Source organism: Vibrio ordalii ATCC 33509 (genome assembly GCA_000257205.1).
GTDB classification, from domain to species: Bacteria; Pseudomonadota; Gammaproteobacteria; order Enterobacterales; family Vibrionaceae; genus Vibrio; species Vibrio ordalii.
Window position 1 is genome coordinate 1 of record AEZC01000114.1, and the last position, 21204, is coordinate 21204.

Genomic DNA, 21204 nt, shown 5'->3' on the forward strand with positions numbered 1-21204 from the left:
GTGGTTTTTACGTGGGATGATTGAAATTATACCATTGAATATTAATAGTTTTTAATCAGGGCAATCCGTTAATCATAAATTCACCACCAACACTCGATCAGTAAGATAAATATCACGGCGTAACAATTTATCTACATTAGCCCTAAAGAGAGAAGGTTACCTTCAATGACAAAACAATAACCAGTAAGATATTAGGCACATACTATTTCTATACGCCCACAGACATGAACAAAGTATTAGGTCAAAACAGTTGAATCATGAAGTTAAAAATAGCGTGTTGAGCTTAAATAGCGTGTTGAGCTTAAATAGCGTGTTGAGCTTAAATAGCGTGTTGAGCTTAAATAGCGTGTTGAGCTTAAATAGCGTGTTGAGCTTAGTAAGTCTGATGATAGAGCAGGCCTCATTTTCGCGAGGCCTGCTAAAGACACATTGGTGGGATTTGTATAAATTATAAGCCTATATTTTCCGTTAACGCTTTGATTTGTTCCAAATCCATGCGGTGAACTTGGATCATCTGATCGATTTGGCTAATTCTTGAATTCGCTTCATCTTGCTTATCACATGCGTCTGATTTTGCATCCCACGACTTACCTGCTAAGTAGACATCACAATCGGTTTTGAGCGTTTTTAGCTTAGGTACTAGGCTTTCTTTCTCTTTTTGCAGCGCTTCTAACTCTTGCTTAATTTTCAATTCACGTTGGAACAGTTCGCGTGAACGTTCAAAAATCGTTGCTTGCATATCGGCTTGCCGATTTAATTTAGAATTTTTGTTCTCAACTTGCACTAGTGCATTTTCCTGTGTATTAAGCTTAGCTTGCAGCGCTTTATTTTCTGCCATTAACGTCTGGTATTGGCTCTGTGCTTGATCCAGCTCTTGCTGAAACTGCTTTTGTTGCTCTTCTAATGCTTGTTGAAGTTTATTTGCTACTTCAGCGTCGACACTGGCGACTTTTAATTGCACTTTTTCAGCTAATTGGCTTTTATCTTGGGTGAGCTGTTCATATTTTTCTTCTAGCTGATGGTATGTTTTTTGCCAGTTATTCGTGGTGATACTTGAACCGATTAAGCCACCTAATGCTAACCCCAACACCCCTGCTAACGCGATGTAGACGTAGGTGCGTTTGTCTCGTTCTTCAATCACTACGACATCGTCTTGTGCATCAATGTCCGTCTGTTTGTTCACTCTTTCGCTCCTATCTATCTCAGCGAGTTAATTCAGTAATCACAATTGAGGCAGCATAAATGACAAAAGCAGTGAGTAAAGAAACCACCACCCCTTTTTGCAACTTTTCGTTGGTACGATAACGAATAAAAATAAAAGCAATGGCGATCAATAAAATAATGGTGATGAGTCGTGTCATAAGCCTATCCTCCAACGTAGTGTATATCATTTATAACATGCGATAAGTCAGAAAAAAGTAGAACAATCGACAACAAGCGTAAAGTTTTCACCGCTCATTCTACATTTACGTCCAACAGTGGTTAACAAACCATCAAACGGCAGTAAATTGAGATCAAAAGCACAATTTTCCTTGTCTTGAAAAACGCTTTATGTAACATATCTCGCCTTGATGGTAAGCACACTTACCATCAGTTCCGATGAAGACTGCAGGAGAGTAGCCTTAGTTTATTCAAAGTATGAGTAAACAGGCTCGCCGAAGAAGTAAATCTTTCAGGTGCTAATGCTCTCTCTTATGAGAGCTGGCGAGGACTGTAGTTGGAGGAACCTCTGGAGAGAACCGTTTAATCGGTCGCCGAAGGAGCAAACCCTATTTGGGGTGAAACTCTCAGGCAAAAGGACAGAAGAGTGGAAAGTTACAATCATATATAGGTGTGGTTTCTTCACCACCGGCCTGCTGTGATCTTTTTGTGGGATCTTTTCAGATTACTGCCCTTTCCCTCTTCTCCTTAACTGTCGTTTTATTAAGGGGAACTAATGAACAACCTGCAATCTATTCTTGAATCTATAGACAATTTTGTCTGGGGACCACCACTTCTGATTTTATTGGTCGGTACAGGCATCTATTTTACGTTTCGTCTCGGTCTTATCCAATTTCGACATTTACCTACCGCACTTAAGATGTTGTTTAGTAAAGACAAAGACGCCGGTAAACAAGGCGATGTATCAAGTTTTGCCGCCTTATGTACCGCACTTTCCGCGACGATTGGAACCGGTAATATCGTTGGCGTAGCGACAGCGATTAAGCTCGGTGGGCCAGGCGCGCTATTTTGGATGTGGTTAGCCGCGCTGTTTGGTATGGCGACCAAATACGCTGAATGTTTACTGGCAGTAAAGTATCGTCAAGTGGATGACAAAGGCCAAATGGTTGGTGGCCCGATGTATTACCTGCAATATGGCGTGGGCTCTCGAACTTTGGCGGTTTTATTCGCCCTATTTGCTATCGGCGTCGCTTGTTTCGGCATCGGTACATTCCCACAAGTTAACGCGATTTTAGATGCTACTGAAATCTCTTTTGGTGTGTCACGCGAAATATCAGCAGTGGTTCTAACGCTGTTAGTTGCATTTGTCACAGTCGGTGGTATTCAATCAATTGCTAAAGTGGCTGGGAAAGTGGTACCTGCCATGGCTCTTTTTTACATCCTTGCGTGTTTGAGTGTGATCATCAGCAACAGCGATCAATTACTCACGGCCATCAGTTTAGTTATCACTTCTGCTTTCACTTCCACAGCCGCGACCGGTGGTTTCTTAGGAGCGAGCATCATGCTGGCGATTCAATCAGGGATTGCGCGCGGTGTATTTTCTAATGAATCTGGTCTTGGCAGCGCGCCAATGGCTGCGGCGGCAGCGAAAACTGACTCTTGCGTAAAACAAGGGTTGATTTCAATGACTGGTACTTTCTTTGACACCATCATTATTTGCACCATGACCGGGCTTGCGCTGATTTTAACTGGCGCATGGCAAAGTGATTTTTCTGGTGCCGCCATGACAACCTATGCATTTGCCGTGGGCTTAAATGCGCAAACTTTGGGCCCTATGATGGTCTCTATTGGTTTGATGTTTTTTGCTTTTACGACGATTTTAGGCTGGAACTATTACGGTGAGCGCTGCGTGGTGTTTTTGTTTGGCACCAAAGCAGTGATGCCTTATAAGCTGATTTTTATCGGTTTGGTGGCATCAGGTGCGTTCTTGCACCTTGATATGATTTGGATTATTGCTGATATCGTTAACGGTTTAATGGCTATCCCTAATCTGATCGGATTAATCGCATTACGCCATATTGTGCTTGAAGAGACCAAGCTGTTTTTTGAAAAACAGTCAGCACCTTTTACGCGTGATGCTCAAACCCAACATTAATCGTTTGCCAGCCGATAAGCATGTGGCAGTGCTTATCGGCAACTTTAGTGACTAAAGAGCAACTTCTTAAGCCGCTTCATCTTCTAGTAACAATTTCACCCCAAGCGCAACGAGCACAACACCTGTTGTCCCTTCCATCCATTTCATAAACGACGCATTCTTGAGTAAGTTTTTTGCAAAGCTCAGTGCGCCCGCTAAACCGCACTGCCAACACATAGCGATAACAAAATGAATGGCGGCCATCAAAAGCGATTGCAACAACGGAGAATATTCTGGGTTGATAAATTGCGGCAAAAATGCGAGATAAAATACCGCCGTTTTAGGGTTTAATACATTGGAAAGAAAGCCTTCACGCAATGAGCGCTTCAGTGTAAATTCACTGTGTGAAATGGCCGTAACCTGCATACCTTGGCTATTTTTCAGCAACGCTTTTAAGCTGGATAGTCCCAGCCAAATTAAATACGCCGCACCGATCATTTTAACCACATGAAACAGCTCGGCCGATTGTGCCAAAATCGCCGAAATACCGACGGCGGAAAAGGTCGCATGCACAAACAGCCCCATGCAAATACCCAAACTTGTTATGCTGCCGTCCGTGAACCATGCTCGTGATGTGTTACGAATCACCAGCGCCGTATCTAGCCCTGGAGTTAGCGTTAATATAGTAATTGCGATCAGAAAGGCTTCAACGTTTTGGATATACATACCCGTCCTTGTATAAAATAAATGTCATCGTTTGCCTTTTTATACCTGAGCTCTTTTATAAAGTCTTTAACAGTTTTCACTGGATAAGAAAATAATGAAATCCCCTCAGCTTTGTCGGTTTGGGTCACGCTCTTTCACCTTGATTGACTTGGATGGCCTTGGTTAGACACTTAATGGTTGCTACACTAACTCCTCTTTTACGTCACGGAAGGCTAATTCCATGGATGCATTCAATCAATTAGTTCAACATTCTAAGAAAATTTCACATTTCAATCATTTAGCGGCTATTTGTGGCTGGGATCAAGCCGCAGTAATGCCCGCTGGCGGCGCTCAAGCGCGATCAGAAGCGATGGCGCAATTGTCCGTTCATATTCATAGTTTACATACTCAACCTCAATTGGCTGAATGGTTTGATAAAGCACAAAATGAACCATTGGACGATGAGCAAAAAGCCACACTGCGAGAACTCAAACGCCACTGGCAGCAGGCAAACGTACTGCCTGAAGCTTTGGTGCAAGCGAAATCTCTTGCTGGTTCAAAGTGTGAACATGCTTGGCGTACCCAACGCAAAAACAATGATTGGATCGGTTTTGAGAAAAACTGGGCTGAGGTGGTCACACTCTCACAGCAAGAAGCGCAGATCCGCGCTGATGCTACAGGTTTAACGCCTTATGATGCGATGCTCGATCTTTACGAACCGGGTACAACCACTCAATCATTGGACGCTGTTTTCAGCGATGTTAAAACTTGGCTGCCAACGTTAATCGATCAAGTCATAGAGAAGCAACGCGCCGAAGAGATCATCATGCCAACTGGCCATTACCCTGCTGAAAAGCAAAAGGCGTTAGGCTTAGAAGTCATGAAACTGCTTCAGTTTGATTTTGAACACGGCCGCCTTGATGAAAGCGTTCACCCTTTTTGCGGCGGTGTTCCAACCGATGTTCGGATCACCACTCGTTATAATGAGTCGGAGTTTATTCAGTCTCTAATGGGCATTGTCCATGAAACCGGCCACGCACGTTATGAGCAAGGCTTACCTAAACATCTTGCAGGTACACCAGCAGGAGAAGCGCGTTCGATGGGTATTCATGAATCTCAATCGCTCTTTTTTGAAATGCAGATGGGGCGCAGTTAACCCTTTATTGAGCACTTAGCCACCCTAGCCGCCCGCTATTTTTCAGGTAGTGAAGACAAAGTATTTGCACAAGCGAATTTCCAGAAGATCTACACTCGCGCCGAAAAAGGCTTTATTCGTGTCGATGCCGACGAGTTGACTTATCCAGCGCATGTCATTTTACGTTATGAAATTGAACGTGATTTGATCAATGGTCATATCAAACATACCGATGTGCCTGAGCTATGGGATCACAAAATGCAGGCTTACCTCGGCCTTTCTACCCAAGGAAATAACCAAAACGGCTGTATGCAAGACATCCACTGGACAGATGGCGCTTTCGGATATTTCCCAAGTTATACACTTGGTGCGATGTACGCTGCCCAGTTTATGGCAGCGATGAAGAAAACGGTGAATGTTGATGCCACCATTCGCAGTGGCGATTTATCACCAATATTTACTTGGCTTGCCGATAATATTTGGCAAAAAGGTAGCTTATTAACAACCGATGAATTGGTGAAACAAGCGACTGGGGATGTGCTTAACGCTCAATATTTCCAAGACCACCTAAAGAATCGATACCTTTAGCGCCAAACTTAAAAAGCAGCTTAAATCGCTGCTTTTTTTACACTTAGTTAACGCTCAATAACACGCAGGAATTCATGATGAACTTTTCATCAATGCATCTTTACGCAAGCGCCATACTGTCAGTAACATCGCCAGTAATGCTAGTACGCTCATGCCAATATAAACCAAGCTAAAACCTTGTGATAATACTTGAGTAGAAACGCCGGCCTGTTCGGCACCGTGTTCCGCAACCATGACTTCGCTCGGCACTCTCAGATAAAAGAGCGCGGAACAGAACGCCACACCGAGTGCTCCGCCGAGTTCTCGTCCAAAATTAAACAGTGACATGCCAATGCCGCGATCACGTGCGGGTAAGACACTTTGTACAACAACGCCTAAGGCCGGTAAGGTTAAACCAATACCTATACCAGCAAAACCCAATGCAAATTTCACCCACATATCGTAATGAACTTGCCACAATGCAGCCATAGCTAAAGCAAAACCGACGATCACTAACATCTTATAACGACCAAACTTCGCGATGAGCTTCCCGCCCACATAAGCGCCAGAGGTAATGCAGACCATGAAGATCACCATAATCGCACCGCCGGCTTTCTGACGGAGTGAGTCCCTTTTGCCACTGAAGCTGCAGCGGCAAATAAACCAAAAGCGCAAACATCAGCATTTGCGACCCCATAATAAGAACAATCGCGGTCAGATAATTCGGAAGACGTGCTAAACGCGCTGGTAAAATAGGATCACTCACTCTGCGTTCAACAACCACCAAAGCAACTAAACACGCCAGTAATGCAAACGCGCCCCAGCCAGTAGGGATAAATGAATGTGAAGAAAGTAATAACAGCAGCAAAGTGGTCGCACTCATGAGTAACGCTGCTCCCACCCAATCAAAGCGACTATCTCTGCGTTTATTGAGATGCTTCAAATAGCGGTTAACCATGTAAAGTGCCACCAACCCTAACGGTAAATTAATACCGAATACCCACCGCCAACTGAGGTAGTCAGCAAAATAGCCGCCAAGCAGTGGCCCTGCAATACTGGACACCGCATAAACCGCTGAAATATAACCTTGGTACTTGCCCACTTCGCGCGCAGGAATTGAATCGGCGATAACAGTAAATGCCAGAGCTATTAAGCCTCCACCGCCAATCCCTTGAATCACACGAGCACCAATTAAACTGGGTAGATCAAAAGCAAAGGTACACAGCGCGGAACCCAGCATAAAGATCACGATACTGACATTTAGCATCCGAACTCGTCCGAACAAATCGCTCAGTTTACCGTAGACGGGCAATACAGCGGTCGATGCTAATAGATAAGCAGTAATCACCCATGTTAATGCTTGTCCTGCCGAGAGATCTTGCCCAATAAGAGCCAATGGTGTGGTAACGATGCTTTTTTCAAGCGAGCCTAAAGCGATGACTAAAGCAACGCTGGCAAAAATAATTTTCGGATTAGCCGAATAAGTTGAATCGGTAGGCATGTGCCCCTCATATGAACTTGATTAGAATGCGCGACCGACACGATAACGTAATAATGCACATCCTAAAATAGGATAGAATGGGATGACTTATTGCATAAATGGCAGATTGAAGAAGCGGATATTTATTTGTTGCACCGTCAGCGACGTTTTCTCCCTGAGCGAACTCAAGCATTTATTGACTACATCATCAAGCACTGTTCGCGCTTTGCTTTCAGTTACTGGCGTGCTTGAGAATGTACACCACACAATACTACTCAAATAAAAAACCACTTCTTGCTACTAACGAGCAAGAAGTGGTTGAAAGCGATTAAGTGACTAGATTAAAGGAAGTGGAAGGTGGCGTTGAATGAAACCGTACCAATATCGTCATCACCCAAAGTGTAATTCATGTAGCTTGCACCAACTGATATCGGTCCCATTAGGAAGTATTCCGCACCTACGCCGTACATGATGTCAATACCATCATCGACTTTGCTGCTATTCAGGTCTTTATCCCAAGAATGCAAGCCACCCTTTGCGTACACATGCAGTGGGCCAAAATCAATACTTGGCTTTATCGCAAAGTAGACTGAAGAGGCCGCGATTTCATTTGTGGCGCTGAATTCAAATTTACCATGATTAGTGTAACCTGCTTCGATGCCAATCAGAGGAAGAATACCAGTACCGGCATGAATGTTGTACGAAGTGCCGCTTTTACCATTCAAATCCGATTGGCCTGCCGATGCGCCGCCATAAATCCAAGAGTCGGCAAACGCCATTGAAGATGTACTGAACAGCGCTAGTGCGATTAAAGTCTTTTTCATGATGAACCTTCTTTATTTAATTTGGCAGTGGCCTCAAAACGGCGACCGGTTGCCACATAACATCAAATTATAGTGAACTGTTGGTTAGATGCAAATCTTATACCTAACAAGCATCAATCGCATTTTTTATACGTTTATCTGAAACTGGGTAAGGAGTGCCAAGTTGCTGAGCAAATAGACTCACCCGAAGCTCTTCAATCATCCAACGGATCTCTTTAACATTTTCAGGTACTTCTGCACCACGAGGTATCTTGTTTAGTAGCGCTTTGTAATCATTGGTTACCGCTTCAATTTTCAACATGTGCAAACGATCCTTATTTGGATCAATGGGTAACTTCTCCATCCGACGTTCAATCGCACGCATGTAACGCAGAATATCCGGCAAACGCTTCCAACCGCATTCGGTGGCAAAGCCTTTAAAGATCAAACCTTCGATCTGCGCTTTGATATCCGATAACGCAAAGGCCATCGTAAAATCGATTTTCCCTTTCAGCTTTTTATTAATGTTGAATGCCGTGGTAAGAATCGTCTCCACTTGTTGGGCGATATCGACCACAGTATCGCCCAATTCAGCGCGCACAAACTCTTTCAGTGCCTCAAACTGCTCCGGCTCCCACACTAAACCGCCTTGCTGTTCAATTAACTTATCAATCCCACAAGCAATACAGTCATCAATCAGATCAAGCACTTTGCCATACGGGTTAAAGTAGAGCCCCAATTTTGACTTGTTCGGTAAATTGGTGTGCAGATATTTAATCGGTGAAGGAACGTTCAGCAAAATCAGACGCCGTTGCCCTGCTTTCATTGCATTGAGTTGTTCTTGCTCGGTCTCAAAAAGCTTAATTTCGACGCTCTCTTTGCTATCCACTAACGCTGGATACGCTTTAACCTCGAAACCGCCGCGCTTTTGTTGGTAAACTTTTGGTAATTCACCAAAGCTCCACGTATGCAAACCTTGCTGTTCAATATCATCGTCTGCCACTTGAGAGAGTGTTTCTTGTACTTTCTCTTTCAAACTCTCTTTCAACTGATATAAATCTTTATGCTCGTTGAGTTTGCGATTTTTATGATCCACCGCGCGAAAAGTGATTTTTAAATGATCCGGAACTTGCTCTAACTTCCAATCTTCACGCTTCACCTCGACGCCCGTCATGCGTCTTAACTCTTTTTCCATCGCATCCAATAAAGGCAATTCCATCGGTGTGACACGCGCTAAAAACGCATCCGCATAGTTAGGTGCCGGTACAAAGTTTTTGCGCAGTGTTTTAGGCAACGACTTGATGAGGCTGACAACCAATTCATGACGTAACCCAGGGATCTGCCAATCAAACCCTGTCGGTTCAATTTGATTGAGGATCGGCAGTGGCAAATGCACCGTGACACCGTCACTATCCACGCCAGGTTCAAATTGGTAGCTGAGCTTCAGTTTAATACCGTTTTGGTGCCAAAAGTTGGGATAATCTAAATCAGTGATGTGGCTAGCATCACCTTTAAATAGCATCTCTTTTTCAAAGTTGAGTAGATCTGGAGTGGCTTTGCTGGCTTTTCGCCACCACGCATCAAAATGACGCCCAGAGACCACATCCGTTGCGACTCGCTGATCATAGAACTCGAAAAGCTGTTCATCATCAATCAAAATATCGCGGCGGCGAGACTTATGCTCAAGCTCCTCGACTTCAAGTAATAAGCGACGGTTTTGCTTGAAAAACGCATGTTTGGTTTCCCAATCACCTTCAACTAATGCGCTGCGAATGAAAATCTCACGACATAGTGGCTCGTCAATGGTGCTGTAGTTAATCAAACGTTTAGGCACAATAGGAATGCCATATAACATCACTTTTTCATAGGCCATGACGGCGGCTTGTTTTTTTGACCAATGCGGTTCGCTGTAGCTACGCTTGATCAAATGCTGCGCCAGCGGTTCCACCCATTCAGGCTGGATTTTAGCTGCAATACGCCCCCACAGTTTAGAGGTTTCCACCAATTCAGCGACCATCACCCACTTGGGTTGCTTTTTAAACAGGCCAGAAGCGGGGAAGATATTAAAGCGAGCGTTACGAGCCCCTTGGTATTCATTTTTCTCTTGGTCTTTGATACCGATGTGCGACAGTAAGCCAACCAAAATTGCACTGTGGATACTTTGGTAATTGCCCGGTTCGTCGTTCAATTTGTAATCCATTTCACGCATCGATTGGTGAATTTGGAAGTAGACATCCTGCCATTCACGTACCCGCAAATAATTGAGGTAATCTTGTTTACACTGCTTACGAAATTGGCTGCTGCTTAACGCTTTTTGCTCAGTTTGAATGTGGTTCCACAAATTCACTAGGCTCAGGAAATCGGACTCTTCATCAAAAAATCGACGATGTTTCTCATCGGAGGCTTGTTGTTTATCTGATGGGCGTTCACGTGGGTCTTGAATCGAAAGTGCAGCGGCAATCACCATCAGCTCTTTTACGCAGCCAAGCTTTGGCGCTTCGAGCACCATACGCGCCAAACGGGGATCAATCGGCAAGCGTGCTAATTTGCGCCCCATATCCGTCAACTGCTTTTTGCTGTCGTGATCATTTTTATTGGTATCAGGAACAATCGCGCCAAGCTCTTCAAGCAAACGCACACCATCTTGAATGTTGCGTTTATCCGGCGCTTCCACAAATGGGAATGCTTCAATATCACCCAGCCCAAGTGCGGTCATTTGTAAAATAACCGAGGCTAAGTTGGTACGCAGTATTTCCGGTTCGGTAAATTCTGGGCGTGAAAGAAAATCCTCTTCGGAATAGAGGCGTATGCAGATCCCTTCTTCAACACGGCCACAACGTCCTTTACGCTGATTTGCACTCGCTTGAGAAATTGGTTCAATCGGTAAACGTTGGACTTTGGTGCGGTAGCTATAACGGCTGATACGCGCCGTACCTGGGTCAATGACATATTTAATCCCCGGAACGGTAAGGGATGTTTCTGCCACGTTGGTGGCTAAAACAATGCGCCGCCCTATATGGGGCTGAAAGATTTTATTCTGCTCACCGGCGGATAATCGTGCATAAAGCGGCACAATTTCAGTATCACGTAAGTTACGTTTACTGAGCGCATCGGCCGTATCACGAATTTCTCGTTCACCATTCATGAAGATCAGAATATCGCCAAGTCCTTCAGCACAGAGTTCATCGACGGCTTCAAAAATACCTTCAAGTTGATCGCGGTCTGCGTCCTCTTCACCAAGCAGTGGTCGATAACGCGTATCGACCGGATAAGTACGACCCGACACTTCAATGATAGGCGCGCCACTAAAATGGTTAGAGAAGCGTTCAGGATCGATGGTGGCCGAAGTAATGATGACTTTGAGATCCGGACGACGCGGCAGCAGTTCTTTCAAATAACCTAAGATAAAATCGATATTTAAGCTGCGCTCATGCGCTTCATCGATAATGATGGTGTCGTACTGGTTGAGAAAACGATCATGCTGGATTTCGGCCAACAATATCCCGTCAGTCATCAATTTGATCTGAGTCTGCTCGGAAATTTGATCGTTAAAACGAACTTTATAGCCAACAAAGCCACCCAGTTCTGTTTCCATCTCTTGCGCTATTCGGCTCGCGACCGAACGCGCAGCAAGGCGACGTGGTTGAGTATGGCCAATCAGGCCATATTTACCGCGCCCAAGTTCTGCGCAAATTTTGGGTAACTGAGTCGTTTTGCCTGACCCTGTTTCACCCGCCACAATTACCACTTGGTTTTCAGCAATCGCTTTGGCGATATCATCGCGTTTTTGGCTTACGGGCAATAAATCAGGGTAGTCGATGGTAACGCGGTTGTTGAGACGCTGCTGCGCCACCATCATTGACTGAGCAATATCGAGCGCAATTTGATCAAAAACGGCATGTTTGGCTTGCTCATTTTTTATTTTGCTCGCACCAGAGATGCGTTTACTCAGACGAAAACGATCACGCATCATGCATTCTTTCAATGCATTGCGCAGAGATGCCGCACTGTTGCTGCTAGCGTTCATTGACTTGTGTTGATTGGGCTGTGACGAGGTCAAAGCATTTCCTATTCATTTCATTACATAAAACTGAGCGGATTGTAGCATAATCAACGCGCCTGCAATCAGTTATCCTTTCACAAACGGCGAGCATTTATTCGCTTGCTCCTCGATTCCGGTATGTTTTGCCATCGTTCGTATGATTAAGCGATTTAAAATTGGGCAATCGGATCAGGATTTCTTATGTTTATAAGAAAATCGCCGCTACAATAGCGACATGATTACTGAAACGATAAAACTGTGAAAGCATCTGAACTGAAACACATACTCGATTCACTACCCGATAACACCGATCCAGAATTGGTGATGGGTGAGGCTTGGTTGCCTGAACGTCTTATTGACACACAATTGGACGGCCATTTTTTGTTTCTGGAGTTTGATAATGCGCCCGAAGAAGGTGAAGGAGAGGAAGAAGGTCGCGGTTTTGTTGAACATGAGATTGCCATGATACGGCGACGCTTTGAAGAAATTTTGCTAGAAAAAGCGGACAATAAATCCAAAGCCGATGCGATGTTAGCGCTTTTCCTGATGGGGCATGAATACTCAAGTTCAGAAGTCATTGAAATACTAGAAGACCCTAGCGTTCCTCAAGATCCGAATGATTTTTATCACGAGAACGATGAAGGTGAATCTCGTGATATTTAGAATCTCACTTTATTCTGACTTGTGTTTTGCTCAATACGCCACTATTTAAACAATAATGACTCGAAATTTTCAGTAGGTTTTTTTATGTTTAATGCCATTACATCGCTATTCAAGCAACTCTTGGACGGAGAAGATTTAGGCCAGCGTTCCAACACTAACCCCAACCTAGCGATTGCTTGTTTGCTCAGAGAAGTGGCAGGAGCCGATCATCAAATTGATACACGAGAAAATGACGCTAAGTTTCAATTAGTTAAACGACTATTAGCGTTAGATGATACAGAGACCACGGAACTGCTCACTCGGGCAGAACAAAGCGTCAAACAGTCAGCTTCATTGTATGATTTCACTTCACAATTACGTGAGCTCTCGCAAGATACGCGATATGAACTTATCAAGGCGATGTGGCAAGTGGCGCACGCGGACGGTGAGATAGACCCACTCGAAGAGGCGGTGATCCGCAAAGCGGCAGAATTATTGTATGTCGACCACAGTGAATTTATCCGCGCTAAACTTTCCGCTCAAAAATAGAGCGGATTACAACATTGTTAACGCCAATTTCGCAAGGTTGTAGGCATCCACATAAGCGGAGTGCTGTCGCCCTTCCCACTCAATACCTTGCGCTTCTTGTGCGGCGCGGTGACCAATACGTTTTTCTTTCATTCTCTGCTGAATACGGTAGAGCGTTGCTAGGTTGATGAACTCGCTAAAAGGCATAACGATCCCCTTCTGCCCACATTCTTTAGCTAAAATTTGGTCATCACGCCCCCACGAAACATAAATCTTATTTGGGCCGCCAAAGTTCTTAACCATTGATTGAATGACACCTGCGAGTGGTCGCCCCTGTTTTTCAATTTTACGCGGAGTTATCCCGGTTAACTCACTACAAAACAGCGAAATTTCGTCTTGCTCTGGCCTGACATAATATTGAGCACGCTTCACAATCGTGCCCAACTGCACATCAATTTCAGCTAAACCCACTTCAATGATTTCACCCGTTGTCCCAACCCCATTTTCATTCCAACAGCACATTTCTAAATCGAAGCAGACAACTCGGTTATAGTTCATTGTTCAGGCGTATCCTTTAAATATAAGTGGTCAAAGAACGCTATCTTACTCGACTCCTCTCAAAAACTCGACTCTCGCCCTTTCGTTCGGACAGTTATTGGGCAATTGAAACTCGGTTGCGACCATTTTCTTTACTTTCGTATAACTTGCTGTCTACCAAGTGTAATAAAGACTCTTGATCGTAAGTATGATTGATCGCCGCCCCAATACTGAGCGTACAATACAGCACTTCATCCATGAACTCATATCCGGTTGATTCAACAGCTGCTCGTAACGTTTCTAGATAACACTGCAAAGGTTGAAGTTCTGACAATTCACAAATAATGCAAAATTCGTCCCCACCTAACCGAGCTAAAACATCATTATTTCCCATATGACGTGAAATAACTGTTGAGATATGCATTAGCATCTCATCGCCTGCAATGTGGCTATGGTTGTCGTTGATCAGCTTAAAATCATCAACATCAAACATTACCAACGAAAAAGCTTTTTTCTGTAAGACGCCCTCTTGCAGTAAACGTCCGAATGCACGTCGGTTATACAATCCAGTCAAACTATCGTGGTCCGCTAAAAAACGCAGTTCTTCAGTACGTTCTTCTAGCATCTCGCTAAGATGAAGTTTTTCTCTCATCAACAAATAGACAACATAACCTAACAAGATCGAAATAATTAAACCACCGACGCTGAGCGCCACTAAAATCCACTGTATGTTGCTCGCTATTGGTTCTGAGAACTTAAAATCAATTTTCCAATCACGGTTAGGCAGAGATAAGCGTTTCTCTATTTCGATGCCTTTGATTGAATCCCAATCTGGGCTTTGGAACAGAATCGGTTCATTTGTTCCACCAAAGCCAAGATCGGTGACTTTCATATACAATCGCTGGTCAGGCGCCGTGCGACTCACCAATCGATCAAAATATGTTGAGAGTCGAATAACACCCACTACCACACCCATCATTTCCTGTTTGTTGTAGTTAAAAACGGGATGATATACCAATAATCCATCCTTTTTGTGGTGTGCTTCTATGCCATCTTGCAATAGGCGAACCTTATCGGATTATGCTGCATGCTGGGCTCAGTGCATCAAGCCTTTTGCTACTTCTCATTGTGGTATCACGCAAATCAAAAGTCGTTGAGAAAGTTGTTGAAAAACCTGTCGAGAAAATTGTCGAAGTCGAAAAACCGGTTGAAACGATTGTTGAAGTCGAAAAAATCGTAGAAGTAGAAAAAGTGATTGAGCGTGTTGTCGAAGTCGAATCTAAATTAGCGACAGCGCCAACCGATTCCGCCCTACAACTGTTGTCGTTAATGCAGCAAGAAGCTCGTCTGATTGACTTCTTAAATGAAGATGTCACCGCTTTTTCAGATGAGGAAGTTGGAGCCGCGGCGCGCGTGATCCACGCCGGTGGTAAAAAAGTCCTACAAGATTACATTCAGCTCACGCCTATTCGCGGCGAAGATGAAGAGAGCCGAATTACCATTGAAGCCGGTTTCAACCCGCAACAAGTTCGCTTAACGGGTAATGTGACAGGTTCAGCACCCTTTAATGGCACCTTAGTCCATAAAGGCTGGAAAGCAACAGCGATCACTTTGCCTAAATTGGCTGAACAGTATGATGCTTCAATCATCGCCCCTGCCGAGGTTGAATTGTAATGGAACAGACAACGCCAAAATTTAGTATTGGTATTGACTTAGGCACAACACATTGCGTGCTCTCTTATGTTGATACACAGGATGAAAACGCTCGCGTTTCAGTAATGAGCATCCCTCAACTTACCGCGCCCGGTACGGTTGAAAGCCGTCATCAATTAGGCTCGTTTTTATACCAGCCTCATGAACATGAGATGAGCCCTGCCGCATGTGTTTTGCCTTGGTCGTCCGAGCCAAAAGCTTTAGTCGGTGCCATTGCGCGCAACCTTGGCAGTAAGACACCGATTCGTTTAGTCGCCAGTGCCAAATCATGGCTATGTCATGGTGGCGTCAATCGACGTGATGCATTTTTACCCGTGGGTAGCAGCGATGAAGTGGAAAAGATCTCGCCATTAAAAGCCACTGAGTATTATCTAGAGCATTTAAAAAGCGCTTGGGATCACGCTCACCCTGACTTCCCCTTAGCTACACAAGATGTCACGTTAACAGTACCCGCTTCATTTGATCCAGCCGCCCGAGATTTAACCGCTGAAGCAGCACGCAACGTTGGTTTTGAGCAATTAACGCTGCTTGAAGAGCCACAAGCGGCTTTATACAGTTGGATAGATAATAGCCTCGATGCGTGGCGCGATGAAGTCAAGGTGGGTGACATTGTTCTTGTGGTTGATATTGGTGGGGGAACCACTGATTTATCCTTAGTGGAAGTGACTGAAGACGCTGGTAACTTAACGCTCAATCGGATTGCGGTTGGTGAGCACATCTTACTCGGCGGCGACAACATGGACCTTGCCCTTGCTTACCGTTTAAAAATGAAATTGGCGCAAGAAGGTAAAGAATTAGCCCCTTGGCAAGTACAAGCGATGACGCACGCTTGCCGAGATGCCAAAGAGGCGCTTCTGAATGACAGTGCCCTACATTCCGTACCGATTGTGGTACCAAGTCGCGGTTCAAAACTGCTCGGTACAACGCTTAAAACCGAATTGACTCAACAAGAAGTGCAACAAACCTTGGTCGATGGTTTTTTCCCACAAGTGAATATCACTGATCATCCGGTGCAAAAAGCACGTGGCGCATTAACGCAAATGGGCCTTCCCTACGCGCAAGACGCTGGAATTACCCGCCATATCGCCGCGTTCTTGGCAAAACAAGCCCATGCAATGAGTGGCAACATATCCGCTCTGGAAACATCCGCTCTGAATGATAATCCATTTGCTGGCATGCCCGGTATGGGCGAAGCTCCGGAGATGGATTTTATCAAACCGACCGCCATCTTACTAAACGGTGGCGTGTTAAAATCCGATTTATTAGCAAACCGTCTTCTCAGCACTATTAATGCTTGGTTGAGCACTGTGGGAGCACCACAGATGAAGCGCTTAACAGGCTTAGACCTTGATTTAGCCGTCGCCTGCGGCGCAGCGTATTACGGCGCAGTTCGTCGTGGACAAGGTGTGCGTATTCGCGGTGGTATAGCCTCGAGTTATTACGTCGGTATTGAAAGTGCTATGCCTGCCATTCCGGGGATCGCACCACCGATGGAAGCCTTGTGCGTCGCTCCATTTGGCATGGAAGAAGGAAGCAGTGTCCGCGTACCGAGCCAAGAGTTTGGATTGGTCATTGGTGAGCCTGTACATTTTCAATTCTTTGGTTCAACAATACGCCGTGATGACGAAGCTGGCATGCACTTAGATTATTGGGCTCCAGAAGAACTTGTAGAGCTGCCCGAGATCCACGTCACCTTGCCTGTTTCTGAAGGACGTCGACAAGGCGAAGTCGTTCCGGTTCACTTAGCCTCAACGATCACAGAGCTCGGGACGCTTCACTTAGAAGCCATTGCGACCGACAACGGCCAAACATGGCACGTTGAGTTCGATGTGCGTGAAGATCCTCAAGTCACTCAATAATCCCCACACGGCATCTTCGGATGCCGTTTTTGAAATTCAGGAGCCTCCATGTCTTCTCCTCGCTTTCTCGTCGGTATCGATTTAGGCACCACCAATACTGTGGTGGCATTTTGTGAAATCACCGAATCGTTAGAAGACTCACCCGTGCATCTTTTTGAGGTCGACCAATTAATTGGCCCCGGTGAAGTGGTTCGAAAACCACTCCTTCCATCATTTCGTTATCACCCGGCCGACGGGCAGATCGCACCTGATGCCCTATCGCTCCCTTGGCAAATTGAACCGGTTATAGGCGATAGCAAAGAGATAATTATTGGCCAATGGGCAAGAGATCTAGGTGCAAAAGTAGAAGGGCGACAAGTATCCAGCGCGAAAAGTTGGCTCTCCCACCAAGGGGTTGATCGCAAGCAAGCCATCTTGCCGTGGGCTGGTGCTCACGATGTAGCGAAAGTATCCCCTGTGATTGCCAGCGCCAGTTATCTCAATCACATCCGGCAAGCATGGAACCACCGTCATCCAAGTCATCGACTTGAAGATCAAAATGTCATTATCACCGTGCCGGCATCATTTGATGAAACGGCTCGTAAGCTCACCATCGAAGCTGCAACGCTGGCGGGATTAAGCTCAATTGTATTACTTGAAGAACCACAAGCCGTTTGCTATGACTGGTACGCACGTCACCGTCATTGTGCCTCACAGCAATTGCAATCACTCCCTTTGATCTTGGTTTGTGATGTGGGCGGAGGTACGACAGACCTCAGTTTAATTGAAGCGAAACACAGCGCAGACAACCAACTCTCCCTTGACCGAATTGGCGTGGGTGATCACTTAATGCTCGGAGGTGACAACCTTGATTTAGCATTAGCTCATCTAGCGGAACAGCGCTTTGACAGTTCGAAAAAATTAACCGCCGCCAGTTTGAGCAAACTAATTCAGCAAACTCGCCAAGTAAAAGAGCAGCTCTTATCAAACCAAGCCCCAGAGCAGCTAAAAATTACGCTCCTTGGCAGTGGTTCAAAGCTATTAGGCGCAGCAAAAAGCATTTCCCTGACGAAACAAGAGGTGCATGACATTGCACTGGAAGGCTTTTTCCCACTTTGCTCGGTACAAGAACGTCCAAATAAACGCCGCAGTGCAGTGGTGGAATTCGGTTTGCCCTACGCAGCAGACCCTGCCGTGAGTAAACACATTGCTGAATTTTTAGCTGAACACCAAGCCGTTTCTCGTCTTGCGCTCAAGCAAGAGTCAAACGCAACGGCCATTCCCGTTGGGTTGCTGCTCAATGGCGGCGTATTTAATAGTGAGCTTATCACAAAGCGCATCACTCAATTATTGACCGATTGGCGAGGTTCGCCGATCACCCTGCTTGATAATCCTCACCCTGATTGGGCAGTCGCACTCGGCGCTGTTGCCTATGGTAAAGCTCGCCAAGGTGCACAGCTTAAAATCGGCGGCGGATCGGCACGCTCTTATTTTTTACACCTGCCTGAAAAAAACAGTGCCGGACATGCTCTGTGTATCTTGGCTAAAGGCACCGAAGAAGGACAAGAGATACGCTTAACCAGCCGCCGATTTTCACTGACGTTAGGTGAACCCGTACGCTTCAACATCCTGACCTCAACCCACGATATGTTTGCTGATCGTCGCGTTCAAAATGGGCTGTTATCGACCGTTGAACATGAACTTTTTACGCCACTGCCTCCCTATATAACAGCGTTAAAAGGAAATGATGATGCTCTACTGCATGCTAACCAAAAGCAACGAGTGGAAGTTCAACTGGCTTGTCAATTAACGGAAGTCGGCACGCTCAAGATTGAATGTGTCAGTGTTGAGGACGAAAAAAACCGATGGCAACTTGAGTTTGAAGTTCGCAAGCACAGTGAGTCAGACAGTGAAATCCAACGTCATCCTCGCTTGTCAGAGGCGATTTCGCTCATCACACACCTTTATAGTGGCAATAAAAAAGCCTCTGATAACCAAGCCATAAAAACGCTTGGCAAAGATTTAGATAAGCTTTTAGGGCCACGTGATGAATGGGATTTCACCACGCTAAGACCGCTCTTTGATGCATTTTCTCAAGGCCGTAAACGTCGACGTCGCTCAGAGCAACACGAGAAAAACTGGTTGCGTCTGGCTGGATTTTCCCTGCGACCAGGATTTGGCGACCCAACCGATCCTTGGCGTATGGAACAGATGTGGAATCTGTATCAACAAGGTATTCAATTCCAAAATCATCAAGGTTGGAGCGATTGGTGGGTATTTTGGCGGCGTGTTGCTGGCGGACTGAGGCAGGAGCAACAAGAAACGATTCTAGCGGATATCGCTAAATATCTTCACCCGAGCGCAATCAAAAATCCAAAATCAGCTCAAGAAGCACACGACAAAGGGTACGAAGCCATGGTGCGGCTTGCCGCTTCACTGGAACATCTAGAAGTGGAAGATAAAGTATTACTTGCCACGTGGTTTTTGAACAAAGCGATTAATCAAACTCAATGTGAACAAGCACACTGGTGGGCCGTTGGGCGGTTAGCCTCTCGGACGCTACTGTATGGTAGTCAACATTCAGTCATCCCAAGAGCGCAAGTGGAACAATGGTTACCGAAGTTGCTTGATCAAAACTGGCACAAAGAACCGATGATTGCCTTTGCCGCGGTAATGATGTGTCGCAAGACAGGAGATCGTCTTTTTGATATTAGCGATGATGTTCGTCAGCTCGTTTTAGCCAAGATAAAGCAGAGTAAAGTTCCAGAAACTTGGTTTACTTTGGTTAATGAAGTGCATGACCTGTCTGACACAGAATCCAAACGTGTCTTCGGTGATACTCTGCCAAGTGGGTTGATACTGCTTAAAAAATGAATCGACCTAATTTGACCACTCTCGTTGCTATGATCACGAGAGCGGTCAAAGATAACGCTGAATGTAGATTACAATTTCCTAAAAATCGCTTCGCAATCCGTTTGCTGCATGTATTTTGGCGCAGGATAATTCCAAAACGCTTCACGAAAAGCTTGTTTGGCCAATTCTGGAATATGCTCTGACATGACCCCCTGTAACTGTTTAGGGATATGCAGTGTGTGATTGAGCTCTTTCACATACCCAATGAAGGCGTCCGCTTTCATTGAATCGGTCAAATGTGGATCGGTTATTTTGAGTACGTCGGCCAGTTTAGCCAGCTTATCTTTCGCCGCCTCTTTGGAGTATTCCAATACATGTGGCAACACAACCGCATTCGCTAAGCCATGCGGGAAATGGTATTTCGCCCCAACCGCATGGGCGATGGCATGTGTATACCCTAAACTGGCTTTGGTAAAAGCAAGTCCAGCGTAATAAGAGGCCAGAGCCATGTTTTGTCTCGCCGTCAAATTTTGGCCAAAGAACGCCGCTTTTTCCAAGTTATCGTGGATCAGTTTAACCGCAGCGATAGCATAGCGATCAGTCTCTGGCGTGGCATTACGTGATATAAAGGCTTCCACTGCATGCGTGAGTGCATCCAACCCCGTTTGCGCAGTAATATGAGTAGGCAAGGCCATCATCAGCATCGGATCTAACGCTGCAATAAGTGGCACAAGTTTCGGGTCAGTAATCGGTGTTTTTTGCTGAGTTTGAGGGTCAGAAACCACCGCAATGACGGTCACTTCAGAGCCCGTTCCTGCCGTAGTTGGGATCACAAACAGCGGCGCAGGTGTTTTCCATACTTTTAACAGCCCCACTAAACGTTTGATCGACTTGCGGTTAGTAGCACAAGCGGCGATCACTTTTGCACAATCGATTGAAGAGCCGCCACCAATAGCGACAACGCCTTGGCACTTCTCCAATCGATACTGATGGAGGCCGGCTTCAACTTGATCATAAGTGGGATCAGGCAATACATGGTTAAACACCACACAACGGACACCAACAG

At 45.4% G+C, this 21204-nt stretch carries 14 protein-coding genes, 3 pseudogenes and 1 riboswitch; of the genes and pseudogenes, 8 read left to right on the forward strand and 9 right to left on the reverse strand.

Annotation, left to right across the window (positions count from 1 at the left end; genetic code table 11):
* Window positions 1-448 precede the first annotated feature (448 nt).
* Together VOR_RS0108430 and VOR_RS18930 are read right to left on the reverse strand one after the other, a co-directional pair.
* Window positions 449-1183 (reverse strand): hypothetical protein, encoded by a 735-nt coding sequence (locus VOR_RS0108430; RefSeq protein ID WP_010319273.1) that lies wholly within the window; start codon window positions 1181-1183, stop codon window positions 449-451.
* Window positions 1184-1202: 19 nt separating this feature from the next.
* On the reverse strand, window positions 1203-1361 hold the full coding sequence (locus VOR_RS18930) for a hypothetical protein (protein ID WP_010319274.1): 159 nt from the start codon (window positions 1359-1361) through the stop codon (window positions 1203-1205).
* Window positions 1362-1719: 358 nt separating this feature from the next.
* Window positions 1720-1813: riboswitch (glycine riboswitch) on the forward strand.
* A 123-nt stretch (window positions 1814-1936) separates the two neighbouring features.
* Here VOR_RS18930 and VOR_RS0108440 point away from each other — a divergent pair.
* Complete coding sequence (locus VOR_RS0108440) at window positions 1937-3316, forward strand: alanine/glycine:cation symporter family protein (protein WP_010319275.1); 1380 nt, start codon at window positions 1937-1939, stop codon at window positions 3314-3316.
* A gap of 66 nt (window positions 3317-3382) precedes the next feature.
* On the opposite strand, the gene VOR_RS0108445 is transcribed toward VOR_RS0108440, so the two are convergent.
* Window positions 3383-4021, reverse strand: a complete 639-nt coding sequence (locus tag VOR_RS0108445; protein ID WP_010319276.1) for a LysE family translocator — start codon at window positions 4019-4021, stop codon at window positions 3383-3385.
* A gap of 220 nt (window positions 4022-4241) precedes the next feature.
* On the opposite strand from VOR_RS0108445, the pseudogene VOR_RS17805 reads away from it, so the two are divergent.
* Window positions 4242-5723: pseudogene (locus VOR_RS17805) on the forward strand (carboxypeptidase M32).
* 72 nt (window positions 5724-5795) lie between these two features.
* Here VOR_RS17805 and VOR_RS17810 read toward each other — a convergent pair.
* A pseudogene (locus VOR_RS17810) lies at window positions 5796-7203 on the reverse strand (MDR family MFS transporter).
* An 84-nt stretch (window positions 7204-7287) separates the two neighbouring features.
* Here VOR_RS17810 and VOR_RS18360 point away from each other — a divergent pair.
* Window positions 7288-7434 (forward strand): annotated as a pseudogene (locus VOR_RS18360) (LysR family transcriptional regulator); the annotation flags it as partial.
* 89 nt (window positions 7435-7523) lie between these two features.
* On the opposite strand, the gene VOR_RS0108465 reads toward VOR_RS18360, so the two are convergent.
* On the reverse strand, window positions 7524-8006 hold the full coding sequence (locus VOR_RS0108465; protein ID WP_010319278.1) for an outer membrane beta-barrel protein: 483 nt from the start codon (window positions 8004-8006) through the stop codon (window positions 7524-7526).
* A 103-nt stretch (window positions 8007-8109) separates the two neighbouring features.
* Window positions 8110-12045 carry an ATP-dependent RNA helicase HrpA gene (gene hrpA / locus VOR_RS0108470; protein WP_029627014.1) on the reverse strand — a complete coding sequence of 1312 codons (3936 nt, stop codon included), beginning with the start codon at window positions 12043-12045 and terminating at the stop codon, window positions 8110-8112.
* 240 nt (window positions 12046-12285) lie between these two features.
* On the opposite strand from hrpA, the gene VOR_RS0108475 reads away from it, so the two are divergent.
* Both VOR_RS0108475 and VOR_RS0108480 read left to right on the forward strand, forming a co-directional pair.
* On the forward strand, window positions 12286-12690 hold the full coding sequence (locus VOR_RS0108475) for a VC1380 family protein (protein ID WP_010319280.1): 405 nt from the start codon (window positions 12286-12288) through the stop codon (window positions 12688-12690).
* An 84-nt stretch (window positions 12691-12774) separates the two neighbouring features.
* Entirely contained in the window at window positions 12775-13218 is a 444-nt protein-coding gene (locus VOR_RS0108480) for a tellurite resistance TerB family protein (RefSeq protein ID WP_010319281.1), read from the forward strand.
* Between the two features lie 6 nt (window positions 13219-13224).
* On the opposite strand, the gene VOR_RS0108485 is transcribed toward VOR_RS0108480, so the two are convergent.
* On the reverse strand, window positions 13225-13755 hold the full coding sequence (locus tag VOR_RS0108485) for a 3'-5' exonuclease (protein ID WP_010319282.1): 531 nt from the start codon (window positions 13753-13755) through the stop codon (window positions 13225-13227).
* Between the two features lie 94 nt (window positions 13756-13849).
* Window positions 13850-14794 (reverse strand): sensor domain-containing diguanylate cyclase, encoded by a 945-nt coding sequence (locus VOR_RS16970; RefSeq protein ID WP_010319283.1) that lies wholly within the window; start codon window positions 14792-14794, stop codon window positions 13850-13852.
* 20 nt (window positions 14795-14814) lie between these two features.
* Between VOR_RS16970 and VOR_RS0108495 the strand changes: the two genes are divergently transcribed.
* Genes VOR_RS0108495 through VOR_RS0108505 form a run of 3 tightly spaced genes read left to right on the forward strand, consistent with a single transcriptional unit; the run spans window position 14815 to window position 20159 of the window.
* Entirely contained in the window at window positions 14815-15408 is a 594-nt protein-coding gene (locus tag VOR_RS0108495; RefSeq protein ID WP_010319284.1) for a DUF2760 domain-containing protein, read from the forward strand.
* Entirely contained in the window at window positions 15408-17306 is a 1899-nt protein-coding gene (locus VOR_RS0108500) for an Hsp70 family protein (RefSeq protein ID WP_010319285.1), read from the forward strand. Before VOR_RS0108495 ends, VOR_RS0108500 begins: the two co-directional genes overlap by 1 nt.
* A gap of 48 nt (window positions 17307-17354) precedes the next feature.
* Window positions 17355-20159 (forward strand): Hsp70 family protein, encoded by a 2805-nt coding sequence (locus tag VOR_RS0108505; RefSeq protein ID WP_010319286.1) that lies wholly within the window; start codon window positions 17355-17357, stop codon window positions 20157-20159.
* A gap of 68 nt (window positions 20160-20227) precedes the next feature.
* Here the strand turns inward: VOR_RS0108505 and VOR_RS0108510 are convergent.
* Window positions 20228-21204, reverse strand: a 977-nt coding sequence (locus tag VOR_RS0108510; protein WP_010319287.1) for an iron-containing alcohol dehydrogenase, incomplete at its 5' end; no start/stop codon positions are given.

Coding starts and splice junctions, on each gene's coding strand:
- VOR_RS0108505 (WP_010319286.1), top strand. CDS start 17,355: ATGTCTTCTCCTCGCTTTCTCGTCGGTATCGATTTAGGCACCACCAAT.
- VOR_RS0108480 (WP_010319281.1), top strand. CDS start 12,775: ATGTTTAATGCCATTACATCGCTATTCAAGCAACTCTTGGACGGAGAA.
- VOR_RS18930 (WP_010319274.1), bottom strand. CDS start 1,361: ATGACACGACTCATCACCATTATTTTATTGATCGCCATTGCTTTTATT.
- VOR_RS0108445 (WP_010319276.1), bottom strand. CDS start 4,021: ATGTATATCCAAAACGTTGAAGCCTTTCTGATCGCAATTACTATATTA.
- VOR_RS0108500 (WP_010319285.1), top strand. CDS start 15,408: ATGGAACAGACAACGCCAAAATTTAGTATTGGTATTGACTTAGGCACA.
- VOR_RS0108440 (WP_010319275.1), top strand. CDS start 1,937: ATGAACAACCTGCAATCTATTCTTGAATCTATAGACAATTTTGTCTGG.
- VOR_RS0108485 (WP_010319282.1), bottom strand. CDS start 13,755: ATGAACTATAACCGAGTTGTCTGCTTCGATTTAGAAATGTGCTGTTGG.
- VOR_RS0108495 (WP_010319284.1), top strand. CDS start 14,815: ATGCTGCATGCTGGGCTCAGTGCATCAAGCCTTTTGCTACTTCTCATT.
- VOR_RS0108465 (WP_010319278.1), bottom strand. CDS start 8,006: ATGAAAAAGACTTTAATCGCACTAGCGCTGTTCAGTACATCTTCAATG.